The organism is Flavobacterium reichenbachii (genome assembly GCF_002217435.1).
In the GTDB taxonomy this organism is placed as follows: Bacteria; Bacteroidota; Bacteroidia; order Flavobacteriales; family Flavobacteriaceae; genus Flavobacterium; species Flavobacterium reichenbachii.
Map to the genome: position 1 here is coordinate 68,248 of NZ_MUHF01000006.1, position 13,424 is coordinate 81,671.

Annotated in this window: 11 protein-coding genes; 9 read left to right on the top strand and 2 right to left on the bottom strand. The window is 32.2% G+C overall.

Annotated features, from left to right (window positions below; translation table 11 throughout):
- Positions 1-25 precede the first annotated feature (25 nt).
- Positions 26-1,006, bottom strand: a complete 981-nt coding sequence (locus tag B0A68_RS06425; protein WP_035688959.1) for a helix-turn-helix transcriptional regulator — start codon at positions 1,004-1,006, stop codon at positions 26-28.
- Positions 1,007-1,532: 526 nt separating this feature from the next.
- On the opposite strand from B0A68_RS06425, the gene B0A68_RS06430 reads away from it, so the two are divergent.
- From B0A68_RS06430 to B0A68_RS06445, 4 genes are all read left to right on the top strand, one after another.
- Entirely contained in the window at positions 1,533-2,123 is a 591-nt protein-coding gene (locus B0A68_RS06430) for a YcxB family protein (RefSeq protein ID WP_035688961.1), read from the top strand.
- A 62-nt stretch (positions 2,124-2,185) separates the two neighbouring features.
- Positions 2,186-2,635 (top strand): hypothetical protein, encoded by a 450-nt coding sequence (locus B0A68_RS06435; protein ID WP_035688963.1) that lies wholly within the window; start codon positions 2,186-2,188, stop codon positions 2,633-2,635.
- A gap of 241 nt (positions 2,636-2,876) precedes the next feature.
- Positions 2,877-4,169, top strand: a complete 1,293-nt coding sequence (locus B0A68_RS06440; protein WP_035688965.1) for a DUF4861 domain-containing protein — start codon at positions 2,877-2,879, stop codon at positions 4,167-4,169.
- A 383-nt stretch (positions 4,170-4,552) separates the two neighbouring features.
- On the top strand, positions 4,553-4,729 hold the full coding sequence (locus B0A68_RS06445; RefSeq protein ID WP_035688967.1) for a histone H1: 177 nt from the start codon (positions 4,553-4,555) through the stop codon (positions 4,727-4,729).
- Between the two features lie 153 nt (positions 4,730-4,882).
- Here B0A68_RS06445 and B0A68_RS06450 read toward each other — a convergent pair whose 3' ends face one another.
- Positions 4,883-5,923 (bottom strand): GntR family transcriptional regulator, encoded by a 1,041-nt coding sequence (locus B0A68_RS06450; RefSeq protein ID WP_035688969.1) that lies wholly within the window; start codon positions 5,921-5,923, stop codon positions 4,883-4,885.
- A gap of 380 nt (positions 5,924-6,303) precedes the next feature.
- Here B0A68_RS06450 and rhaT point away from each other — a divergent pair, with 380 nt between their 5' ends.
- From rhaT to B0A68_RS06475, 5 genes are all read left to right on the top strand, one after another.
- Positions 6,304-7,353, top strand: a complete 1,050-nt coding sequence (gene rhaT / locus B0A68_RS06455; RefSeq protein WP_035688971.1) for an L-rhamnose/proton symporter RhaT — start codon at positions 6,304-6,306, stop codon at positions 7,351-7,353.
- A 27-nt stretch (positions 7,354-7,380) separates the two neighbouring features.
- Positions 7,381-9,522: a bifunctional rhamnulose-1-phosphate aldolase/short-chain dehydrogenase gene (locus tag B0A68_RS06460; protein ID WP_035688973.1), complete on the top strand. Its 2,142-nt coding sequence runs from the start codon at positions 7,381-7,383 to the stop codon at positions 9,520-9,522.
- A gap of 411 nt (positions 9,523-9,933) precedes the next feature.
- Positions 9,934-11,208 carry a TIM barrel protein gene (locus tag B0A68_RS06465; RefSeq protein WP_035688980.1) on the top strand — a complete coding sequence of 425 codons (1,275 nt, stop codon included), beginning with the start codon at positions 9,934-9,936 and terminating at the stop codon, positions 11,206-11,208.
- Positions 11,209-11,219: 11 nt separating this feature from the next.
- Positions 11,220-12,581: an FGGY-family carbohydrate kinase gene (locus B0A68_RS06470; RefSeq protein WP_035688983.1), complete on the top strand. Its 1,362-nt coding sequence runs from the start codon at positions 11,220-11,222 to the stop codon at positions 12,579-12,581.
- 96 nt (positions 12,582-12,677) lie between these two features.
- Positions 12,678-13,418, top strand: a complete 741-nt coding sequence (locus B0A68_RS06475) for a (Fe-S)-binding protein (RefSeq protein ID WP_035688985.1) — start codon at positions 12,678-12,680, stop codon at positions 13,416-13,418.
- The last annotated feature ends 6 nt before the right edge of the window (positions 13,419-13,424 follow it).

Genomic DNA, 13,424 nt, shown 5'->3' on the forward strand with positions numbered 1-13,424 from the left:
TATTAAATTTTTAATAATAAATGCATTATAGCTGTTTAATGTATGTCTTTGGAGAAATTCCAAAATGAGCTTTAAATTTAGAAGCAAAATAAGAATTATTGGTAAAATTTAATTGGTCAGAAATTTGTGTTATTGTAAGCTGTTTTTTTTCTAAAAGTTCTTTTGCCAAAAGCAATTTGTTATTCATAAAAAAGATGCTGGGAGTTTCTCCGGTAATTTTTCTAAATAAATTTTTGAATTTAGATTCAGACATATTTGCCTTGTTTGCCATAACCTTAATACTTGGAAAATGATCATTAATATTTTCAACCAAAAACATTTGTGCATTAATAATATTAGCAAGGTCTGTTTTATTGACTGTTTGTATTATGATTCTGTTTCGGGCAATTTTTTTTAGAAAATTTGAAATCAGCATATGTACCGTTCCAACCAGATTTAAATCAAATACAGGTCCGCCCACTTTCAATTTCCTTAAATCTTGCAAAAGATGAAAACTATCATTGCTCATTCTGTCAAAACGGATCATTGTATTGATTTTAGGATCAACAATTTTTTCGATATTTTCAAATTCGATATTATTCCTTTTTGCATATGTTTCAAGAAGGCTTTTTTTTATAAATATGCAAAGAGCAAATGTTTTACTTCCCGATTTGACAACATAAGTAGATTCTAAGGTACTGTCTATAAGCGCTAAATTGTATTGCCATCTTCCGACATCGTATCTAAAATGATCTCCGGAAACGCTAGCTTCACCATCAGTAAGATTATAATAAAAACCAACAAAATCCTTATTAATATTTTTTTGAATTAAATGGTAATTTTTTTTGTACGTAACATTAATGTAGTATGCAATAATCCCTTCTTCGCATTCAAGAAAATATCTAGTCCCAGATTGTGAATCTTCAGGCACCATAATAAAATTCCCTTCAACTCTTCCTTCAAACTGTTTTGCAAAAGGTTCAACCCAAGCCAAGTCTGCACTATAGGAATGTTCAATTATTTTCATAAGAAAATGGATTTGTTTATAAAGTTAATATATTATTTGTTAATTATTTGATAATCAGTACTTTTTCTTTTTTTAGAGAATGTAATTAATTCTGTAGGTAGAAATTATGTTTTTCCTCGATTATTTAAGTTATGTCGTTGTATTGTCAAAAAACATTAAATTCATGAGTGTAAGAAATTATTTATTTTACGATTGAAAAAAGAAACAAAAATAAATAAATATTTCGTTTGAATATTAAAATGATAGATGTATTTAACTAATTGATTATAAATATATTAAAATGTGTTTTTTAGTCTTATTCTGATATATTTTTAATCTATACAGGTAGTTTTTTTAATTTGTTTTGACGACAAAAAAATCAGAAAACACTTATATTTTTGTTTTATGGATGCAAATTGAAAATTGCAGAAGTTGAAATTTTGATTTTAAAGTCTTATTCTAACATTTTATAAGCTTAATCAGGCAGATTTTTGACTTTTTATGAGGGAGTTTTGCATAATATTTATAGAATTGATTTGTCTATAAAATGCACAAAACTGAATTAATTAATGTATTAGATAGTAATGCAGATATTATGAATACAGCTGCTTTTTCTTTAGAGTTCAAACTAAATATTTCTGAAATAAGAAAGTTAAATAAGATGTATTTTAAGCATCTGTACAAAGAAAAAGTAACCATTTTTTCTTCTTTGTTGTTATTTGGTTTAATTTTGTTTGACTATTTTAGAGTTGATCACAAAACTGATTTGATACAATGGATGATTAGAAGTTTAATACTTATTATAGTATTCCTGTTCATTCAATATTCAATTGTAGATGCAATCTGTAAGCTTATATTTAAGCTCGCAAAAAAACTGTTAAGATTCGATTCTTTTATCAGTAAATATAAATTCAATTTTACCAACTCGTCTATTTATGTACATTCACCGCTAGGTGAGTTTGCGCATCAGTGGACTGAAATTGAAAAAGCAATCCTGACTAAGGATTTTTTCTTTCTCTATGTAAAGAAAAGAAATGGTTACATCATTACAATTTCAAATAAATGTAGTGATAAGCGAAATATCGAACAATTAATAACCTTTGTAGAAAGTAATGTTACGCATGTTACAAAGGTCTAATTTAGTGTTTGTCTATCGCGATGAAAATTTGTTTTAGCATTTAATAATTCAAGGAAAGGAAAATGGAAAAGGAAAGAATTTTAGTGTGTGACAATAAAGGCACTTTTTTAAAAATGTTTAAAAGGAAATTTAAAGAAGAATTTGATTTTTCTGAACACCCTTTGATGTTCGATTGTAAAAATATACCAGAAGTATTTGATCACTTTGTTTACGTTATTTATGATAAAGCTGAATTAATTCATTTTTTAAAAAATGGAAATAAAGCTGCAAATGGTTTGTTGTTCTTGTTTGATGGACAACTTTATTCTAATTTATTTCTTTTAGAAGAAGTTAACAGCTTATTTTTATTAGATGGAACTAAAACAAGGATTGAAATCATCAAAGAATTAAAAATTCATTTTCATAAATCAGTTACAGATTCACCAGTTAAATCTGAAACACAGTTCATTAATTCAAATATTTTAGAGATGCAGTTTAAAGATTATTATAAAGCCTTGTTTCTCTTGTCTTAAATAAACAGTTGATCAAAATAAATACAAAGTGTAAAATAAGTCATTTCTTATTTTGCACTTTTTTTATGCAATGAATCTGGATCAAAACAAAAACCTATGGAGTTATATTAATTTTATAGATCCATACGTTTTAGTATTAATCCATGGATCTAAAATCTAATGTTTAATTTTTCAATAAAACAGGTTTTTCATTTATATAAAATGAGTAAATTGTTCTAAAATAAAAAGTTATATCATACTAATGAAAAATACGACCAAAATTTATGTTTCAATAGCGCTGTCTGTATTGTTTTTGGGAAACTCCAAAGCACAACAGAAAAATGTGGGACAGCAGATTATTTTAAAAAACACTTCAGATTTAGCACTTTCTCAAAAAGCCGTTTCGATAAAAAGAACACAGCTTTTGGTAAAAGATACCAAAGCAATTTTTCCTATTCTAATTTCAAAAACGGATACCATTCCTGCTCAAGTTAATGATCTTGATGGAGATGGAAAATGGGACGAAATTTTTTTAACAGCTGATTTTTCTCCAAAGGAAGAAAAAAAAATAATGCTGAAATGGTCCGAAACAGATCCTAAATTTGTAATAAAAACAAGTGTAAGATTTGGAAAAAGAGAAGGTAAGGATCTCCCGGTTCATCCGGCGACTGATGAAATTTTATTAGCCAATGAAGTATACAAAAAGTTGGGCTATCAAAAATACCAAACCGACGGACCAACTTGGGAAAATGATAAAGTAGGTTTTAGACACTATCTGGATGGAAGAAATTCTAAAGATGTTTTTGGAAAAAAAACTCCTGGAATTACACCAGAAGATGTTGGCATTGATAGTAAAGGTGCTGTCGAAGATAATTATCATGTAATGTACGATTGGGGAAGAGATATTTTTCCTGTTGGAAACTCAGCTGGTTTAGGCGGTTATGCTTTAATGGTTGATCATAAAATTAACAGACTTGGTATTATTATTAGTGATACAATTAATAATATTGAAAAAACTTCTTTTAAAATTGTAAGCGAGGGTCCTGTAAACTCTATTTTGAGTTATAATTATCAGAATTGGAAAGCGTCTGGAAATGAATATCAGGTACAGGAAACAACTTCTATCTGGCCCGGAATGTATGGTTATAAAAATACAGTAACATTAAAAGGTTTAAAAGGAAAGGAAACACTTTTGATCGCATTATCCAATTTAAAAAATGAAAAACCTCTGCAAGTAATAGAGGCAGGAAACTGGGTGTGCATGATACAGCATGATTATCTAACCTATAACCGCGAATGGATTTTGGGAACTGCTATATTAGTACCCAAAAATAGTTACAAAGGATATATAGAAGCTCCCAAAACAGGACAGCTAACAGATTCTTATCTGGCAGAACTTAAGGTAAAAAATAATCAGGAAATTAGTTATTATGCTATTGCAGGTTGGGAATTGAGCGCAGATAAAGGCTTTAAGGATGCAGCTTATTTTACCAATTATGTTATAAATCTCGCAAAAGAGCTTTCGGCTAAAATAAAAATTGAAGTAAAAAAATAGTTGTGTTTTGATTAATAAAACTATCCGAAAGACGTTTCTTCTATTTAGGATAGTTCAAAAATGCGTTTAAAGCTTAATTTTTTCAAAAAACAACTAGCTTTCAGAAGTTTAAAACAGACAAAACGTCTTTATTTTCTCAAATTTTTAGAAATAAAATAAATTATTTTATTGTGTCGCATAGTCAATATAGAATCTGTCTAATTAATGTTTTTTAAGTAAGTAATTGGTTATTAATTTATTAAACATAATTAAAAACAGAAAATTGATGAAGTAAATTTAATGTTAAATTCTGAGTCAAAAATCGGCAATAATTTTAACAGCAAAATTGTTGTAACTATCACACAAACTTTTATTTTTGTGCCTTAATTTAACAAATATAAGCAATGAAAGATTTATTAGTAAAAATCAACGCCGAAATCGACACATTTAGAGCAGAAGCAGAATCTTTAACTGAAAAAGGAATTAAAGCTGCTGGACCAAGAGCACGTAAAGCTACTTTAGAAATTGAAAAACTTTTAAAAGAGTTCAGAAAAGTTTCTATCGAAGAATCTAAAAAATAATTTTCTGCATAGAAAAAATGAAAAACCTCGCTGATAAAGCGAGGTTTTTTTATAGCTTAATTACAAGTAACTAACAAAATAGAAACTAACTCCACAGGTTTTTGTTTTGATCGCAGAAACCTTAGAATCTTAACCTCTAAGAACCTTAGCACCTTAAATAGAATTCCTGTCAATAAAATTAAACGGAACTTTTACCTGTCCTTTTTCTTTATTTAAAATCATGCGTGCAGCAGTTTCTCCCATAACATTAAAATCGGTAGACATAACGGTTATACCAAGTAATTCTTTTAGCGGCGTATCATTGTAGGATATAATTCCGATATCTTTACCCAGAACATATTCTTCATCTCTTATCTGTTTCACTAAATTTACCAGATCAGATTCTTCGATAGTAATAAAGAGATCTCCTCTTTTAAGAATCATATCATCATACACTTCACTCAGGATTTCAAAATTGACTTCGTGCTCCACACAAAATTTCCTAAATCCGTGCAAAATTCTTCTTGGATAAGGATAAACTGCTTTATCAGGATAAACCAAGATTAATCTTTTGTATTTAGAAATTTTAGAAAGCCCTTCTTTTAAGGCATTATAAATGTCATTTTCAAAATCCTGATAAATTTTGATCACTTCGCTTCCCATTCCGAGTTTAATATTGTCCAAAATAACCAATTTATCCTGCGGAATATTTTGTATCGCGCTTACAACTTCGTCAGTAAAACTTAAATGTTTTAATTCATCTGTTTTAAAATGAGTTGTAATAACATAATAATCGTATGCGCCTTCAAATTTATCCAGCAGATTTAAAAACAAAGTTTCATCACAATGGTAAATATGAAGATCGGTATGAGCATTTGCACCCAATGTGTTAATAAATGAGCTGTACGTTTTCATTTTGTACGCGCTCAGTTTATTGGTCAGGAACAAAATATTCACTTTAGATTCTAATTTTGTACGGGTTATATAGTAGCCTTTTCCTCTAATAGAAGAAATTATTTTTCGTTCTTTTAAGATGTTATAAGCCTTTTCTACAGTATCCCGAGACATATAAAATTCTTCACTGAAACTGTTTATCGAAGGTATTTTTTGATTTATTTTTAAATTTCCGTTTGCGATGTTCTGAAGAATAGAGTCTACAATCTGCTTGTATTTTGGGACTCTGGAATCTTCATCTATTTTAATTAATTTAATCATGACATTATTTTTCAAATTAAGCTCAGGGCATATAATGAACTAATTCTAAGATATTATTTATAATAAAACGAAAAACACTAATTGGTTTGTCTGGATGTTTTCTTACAAGCTGAATGAATGCAAATAAGACTTCTGTTATTTTTTTTATTAATACGTTTATTTGCTGGCGATTGCGGATATAATAATTACGAAATCGATTGCTAAAATAGCCATTTTAAATTAGTTTTTCTAATATATTCAAGTTGTTCTTTGTAATAATCCTTAGTTTTAACATAATATGTCAAAACCGTAAAGGATAGTACAGGACAGTTTTGTTTTTTACATTCTATTATTTTACAAAACCAAAAAACTAACAAACTAACCACAAACAAAAAAATTAAATGGAATCATTATTAGGAATCATTTTTCATTCTATCGGAGGGTTTTCTTCAGGTAGTTTTTATATGCCTTTTAAGAAAGTAAAAAATTGGGCTTGGGAAAGCTATTGGCTTGTTGGAGGATTTTTCTCCTGGCTGATTGTACCGCCAATCGCAGCTTATTTAACGATTCCAAATTTTCCGGAAATTATCGCAGCAGCGGCACCGTCTATAAAAGCCTTTACTTTTTCGATGGGATTGATTTGGGGAATTGGCGGACTTACTTACGGTTTAGGAGTTCGTTATTTAGGAATGTCTCTTGGTAACTCTATTATATTAGGATTCTGTTCTGCTTTTGGAGCTTTAGTTCCTTCTATATATTATGATTTTAATCCTACAGAAGGAAAAATTTCATTCTCTGATATGCTTGCCAGTACTGGCGGACAATTAGTTTTACTTGGAGTTGCAGTATGTCTTGTTGGAATAGGAATTTCTGGTAAAGCAGGAATCATGAAAGAGAAAGATCTTGCAGGAGGCCACGAAAATAAAGACCAAGATTTCAGCCTGGTAAAAGGATTGATTATCGCGGTGATTTCGGGTATTTTGAGTTCGTTTTTTAATTACGGAATAGAAGCTGGAAAACCAATGGCAGAACAAGCTGTTATTAACGGCTGTAACCCATTATTTCAAAACAATGTTACTTATATCGTTTTGCTTTGGGGAGGTTTAACAACCAATTTTATCTGGTGTATCTATTTGAATTTTAAAAATAAAACAATTGGTGATTATGTAAATAAAGAAACACCAATTACTAAAAATGTTCTTTTTTCTGCACTTGCCGGAACAATGTGGTTTCTTCAGTTTTTCTTTTACGGAATGGGCGAAAGCAAATTAGGAAACGGTGCCAGCTCTTGGATTCTGCATATGGCAACGATCATTTTGACTGCTAATTTCTGGGGATTTTATTTGAAAGAATGGTCGGGAGTTTCTAAAAGCACCTTTAGAACATTTATCTACGGAATCGGACTTATTATGCTCTCGATTGTTATAGTTGGAATTGGTAACTCATTATAAATAATACAAAAATAATATAAATACTATATGTCGAATATAAACACAATTAATATGAATTTTAAGCATGTAAGCTACCTTTGGGATGATGCTAAGGCAGCAGCACTAGCAGGAGATGAAGTAGCGCTTTTTATTTATCGTTCTAACTTGTTAGGCGCTGATTTAAGATTGACCAATTACGGAGGTGGAAATACTTCTGTTAAAATTACAGATAAAGACCCTTTAACAGGTGCATCTTCTGAAGTAATGTGGATTAAAGGTTCTGGCGGCGACATTGGTACATTGACAAAATCAGGTTGTGCGGCTTTGTATTTAGAAAGACTTCGTAATCTTGAAAATGTTTACAGAGGAATTGAGTTTGAAGACGAAATGGTAGAATTATTCAATCACTGTATTTTTGATTTAGCATCAAAAGCGCCATCTATTGATACGCCGTTACATGGTTTTCTTCCGTTCAAACATATTGACCACCTTCATCCGGATGCTGCAATTGCAATCGCAGCGGCAAAAGACGGAGCTAAAATTACCGATGAATTATTCAACGGCGAAATAGGATGGGTAGGCTGGCAGCGCCCAGGTTTTGATCTTGGTCTTCAGTTGAGATCCTGCCTTGAAGAAGCAGCGAAAAAAGGAAAAAAATTACGCGGTATAATGTTAGGTTCTCACGGTCTATTTACCTGGGGAGATACTGCGTACGAAAGTTATATCAATACACTTGAAGTAATTGAGAAATGTGCAGAATACTTAGAAAGTAATTACGGAAAAAAACGTGCTGTTTTTGGAGGTAAAAAAATCGACAGTCTTCCAGAAGCAGATCGTAAATTAAAAGCAGCAAAAGCTGCACCAATCTTAAGAGGATTCTGTTCATCAGAACGTCAGATGATTGGTCATTATACAGATGATGCCAGAGTTTTGGAATTCATTAATTCTAATGATCTCTCAAAATTAGCTCCGCTGGGAACCTCTTGTCCGGATCACTTTTTAAGAACTAAAATCAGTCCTTTGGTTTTAGAATTAGATCCAAACGAAGATTTGTCTGATGTTGAAGCTGTAAAAGCTAAATTAAAACCAGCATTTGAGGCCTACCGTGCGATGTACAAAGATTATTACAATGCTTGTAAAAAATCAAACTCGCCGGCAATGCGTGATCCAAACCCAGTTGTTATTTTATACCCTGGAGTGGGTATGTTTACGTTTGCCAAAGATAAAACAATGGCGCGTCTGGCATCAGAATATTATATCAATGCTGTAAATGTAATGAAAGGTGCAGAAGCAGTTTCAGAATATACTTCTTTACCGCACCAGGAAGCTTTTGATATTGAATATTGGTTACTTGAAGAAGCAAAATTACAGCGTATGCCAAAACCAAAAGCATTGTCTGGAAGAGTAGCTTTAATTACGGGTTCTGCAGGAGGAATTGGTAAAGCTATCGCTAAGAAATTTGCTCAGGAAGGTGCTTGCGTAATTATCAATGATATTAATGAAGAGCGTTTAGAAGCAGCAACAGCTGAGTTTATTAAAGCATTCGGAAAAGATGCAGTTTCAAGCACTTTATTAAATGTTACAGATGAAATAAGTACAGAAAAAGCATTAGACGAAGCATGTTTGGCTTTTGGCGGAGTTGATATTTTAGTTAACAACGCAGGGATCAGTATTTCGAAATCTATTGCAGAGCATACGCTTGAAGAATGGGACAGACTTTATAACATTTTGGTAAAAGGACAATTTATTGTTTCTAAAGCCGGAATCGAAGTAATGCGTAAACAAGGATTTGGAGGAGACATCGTAAATATTGTTTCTAAAAATGCAGTAGTTGCAGGTCCTAATAATCCTGGTTATGGTTCGGCCAAAGCGGCACAGGCACATTTAACACGTTTGATGGCAGCCGAAGTAGGTGCAGACAAAATACGTGTAAATACCGTAAATCCAGATGCTGTAATTTCAGATTCTAATATCTGGTCTGGCGGATGGGCAGAAGGACGTGCAAAAGCATATGGTATTACGGTAGAAGAATTACCGGCATACTATGCAAAACGTACCTTATTGAATGAAATTATATTGCCGGATGATATTGCAAACGCATGTTTTGCTTTTGTTGGCGGTTTCCTGAATAAATCTACAGGAAATGCCCTTAACGTAGACGGCGGTGTTGCAATGGGCTTTTATAGATAAGTTGTTTAGTTTTTTATATAAGTTTGTTTAAGCAAAAGTGGTTTTTTGTGGTCTAGCGTTCGATATCATTCGGACGTTAGATTTTTTTAGCCACACCATTTTTTGAATTAGACAAAAAATATAACAAAAAAGTGAAGTCAAACTGGAGTTCAGTTATTATAGAATTTATAAGTTTAAAAATAATAATCACATAAAGATATGGAACACAGATAAAACGGATTCGCTATTTCGAAAACGCTGATCTGCACAGATTTTTTTAAATCATTAGAATAAAAAAATCCTTTTTTTTCCGTGTCTTCGCGATAGCGAATCCGCATCATCCGCGTCAAAAAACTAAGCATTGCGTGTTAAAAAAATATACTAAACATATAAAATTTATATATTGTAAACTCTATTAAAATAAAAATAATTATGCTAATCTCATCAAACCACATTTCGTCACACAATGATGAATTATTAAAAAAACACCAAAACAAACTCGTTTATACTGCTTCAGAAATCAATGATACAGAAGTGATTATTAAAAAACTTATCGACTTTCAAATTGCAATTCCATCTTGGGCATTAGGAACAGGAGGAACACGATTTGGTCGTTTTCCGGGCGGGGGAGAACCTCGATCTCTAGAAGAAAAAATAGAAGATGTTGGTTTGCTTCATGCTTTAAATAATGCTTCGGGTGCTATTTCGCTTCATATTCCGTGGGACATTCCAACAGATTATAATGCCATCAAAACACTTGCCGGACAACACGGTTTAAAGTTTGATGCCATGAATTCTAATACTTTTCAAGATCAGGCAGATGCTGCAAATACATATAAATTTGGCTCTTTGCAAAATGTAAATAAAGCAGTTCGCAAACAGGCAATCGCACATAATATCGAAGTAATTAAACACGGAATCGAATTGGGTTCTGAGTCACTTACAATTTGGCTTGCAGACGGTTCAAACTTTCCGGGACAGTTAAATTTTCGTAAAGCATACCAAAATACTTTAGAAAGCTTAGAAGAAATCTACGACGCACTGCCGTCTAACTGGAAATTATTTTTAGAATACAAATGTGCAGAACCTAACTTTTATTCTACAACAGTGGCAGATTGGGGACAATCTTATTCATATGTAAAAAAATTGGGTGATAAAGCACAGACTTTGGTAGATTTAGGTCATCATCTGCCAAATGCCAATATCGAGCAGATTGTTTCTCTATTATTAATGGAAAATAAATTGGGAGGTTTCCACTTTAATGACTCAAAATATGGAGATGACGATTTAACTGCAGGCGCATTAAAACCATACCAATTGTTCTTGATTTTTAATGAATTGGTTGACGGAATGGATGCAAGAGGAATGAATCACGCCAAAGATTTAGGCTGGATGATCGATGCTTCTCACAATGTCAAAGATCCATTAGAAGACTTATTGCAATCTGTAGAAGCTATTATGATTGCTTATGCTCAGGCACTTTCTGTAGACAGAAAAGCACTAGAAAAAGCACAGGAAGAAAATGATGTTGTAAGAGCACAAGAAATCCTGCAAAATGCATTCCGTACAGATGTTCGTGCGTTGGTTGCAGAAGCACGCTTACGTTCTGGCGCAGCTTTAAATCCGGTTGAATTATATCGTGCTGCAAGCGTAAGAAAAAATCTGATTAGCGAAAGAGGTTTAAAAACAATAGCTACAGGCTTATAAAAAACAGCATAATGAATGTAGTTGCAATTTTTGATATTGGTAAAACAAACAAAAAAGTTTTTTTATTTGATGAAAATTATAAAATTGTCTGGGAAAAGTCGGTAAATCTGGATGAAACCACAGACGAAGACGGTTTTCCATGCGAAGATATCGAGGTGCTCCAAAAATGGATTCTCGATCGATTATCAGAAATAAAAAACTTAAATGATTATGTTTTAAAAGCAATCAATTTCAGCACTTACGGCGCTAGTTTTGTTTATATAGATCACAACGGAAAAGTTTTAACTCCTCTGTATAATTACTTAAAAGATTATCCGGAGGAATTAAAATCCGATTTTTATAAAAAATACAAAGGAGAAGAAAAGTTTGCAGTAAAAACAGCTTCTCCAGTTTTAGGAAGTTTGAATTCCGGAATGCAGATTTACAGGCTTAAAGAAGAAAATCCAGCATTATTTGATCAGGTAAAATACTGTCTGCATCTTCCTCAGTTTTTAAGTTTTATTCTTACCAATGAAGCGTATGCCGATATTACAAGTATTGGCTGCCATACTAATTTGTGGAATTTCAAAAAAATGAAATATCATAAATGGCTTCAAAAAGAAAATATTTCAGATAAAATTCCGCAGCTTCATTACGGTAAAGATGTTATAAAAGACGAAAACGGTCTTGCTATCGGAGTTGGACTTCACGATAGTTCATCGGCAATAATTCCTTACACCATCAATTTTACAGAGCCATTTGTTTTATTATCGACTGGAACCTGGAGTATTTCACTCAATCCATTCAATACTAAACCACTGACTTTTGAAGAATTACAGCACGATTGCCTGTGCTATCTTCAATATACAGAAAAGCCCGTAAAAGCAGCGCGTTTGTTCTCCGGAAACGAACATGAAATTCAGACAAAAAGATTAGCTGCACATTTTAATGTACCGCTGGATACGTATAAGAATGTTTATTTTGACAAAAAATTGGTTTCGACTTTACGAGCACTAAATTTTACGATTGTTTATCCTAAGAAATACGATTTTGATATTTTAAAGGAATGCCCATTTCAGAAAAGAGATCTTTCTCATTATAAGGATTACGAAACCGCTTATCATCAATTGATGCTGGATTTGGTAGAACAGCAGGTTTTTTCGACCAATTTAGTCATACACAACAGTCCGGTAAAGAAGATATTTGTAGATGGAGGTTTCAGCAAAAATTCAATATTTATGAATTTACTTGCAGAGGCTTATCCGGATGTAGAAGTCTACGCGGCATCTATGGCACAAGCAAGTGCTTTGGGCGCAGCGCTGGCAATTCATCAAAATTGGAATCCAAAACCAATTCAAAATGATTTAATTGATTTGAAATTTTACAAACATTAGGTAAATGCAGCATCTATGTCGTAAATTTGCTGAAGAAACAAATATTTAGCGTTTTTACTGTACAAGCCTAATGAACAACATAATAAATACTACAATATGAAAATTGGACTTTTTATACCTTGTTATGTCGACCAATTTTACCCAAAAGTAGCGATCGCAACTTACGAACTTTTACAAAAATTAGGTTGCGAAGTGCATTTTCCGATGGGCCAAACCTGCTGCGGACAGCCTATGGCAAACAGCGGTTATGCTCACTTAACAAAAGGATGCGATGCCAACTTTGTCTCTAATTTTTCTGGTTTTGATTATATTGTCTGCCCATCTGGAAGTTGTGTTCTTCATGTAAAAGATCATTTGCACGATGAAAAACAAGAAGATAAAGCTACAGAAATCAGAAATAAAGTTTACGAACTTACCGAATTTATTACCGATATCCTTAAAGTAGATCATATCGACGGAAACTTTCCTTTTAGAGTAGGAATCCACCAAAGCTGTCACGGTCAGCGAGGTTTAAAACTTTCGCAGATGAGCGAGCTAAATGCTCCGTTTTTCTCAAAACCAGAACAATTACTTCATAATATAAAAGGATTAGATTTGGTTTCGCTTTCGCGAAAAGACGAATGCTGCGGTTTTGGAGGTACATTTTGTGTAACAGAAGAAGCAGTCTCTGTAAAAATGGGAAAAGATCGTATTAAAGATCATGAAAATCATCAGGTAGATTATATAACTGGAGGAGATATGTCTTGTTTAATGCATTTAGAAGGAATTTTAAAGAGACAAAACAGTCGTGTAAAAACCATTCATATTGCCGAAATATTAAATTCGGCTCAGAATTAAAAGATA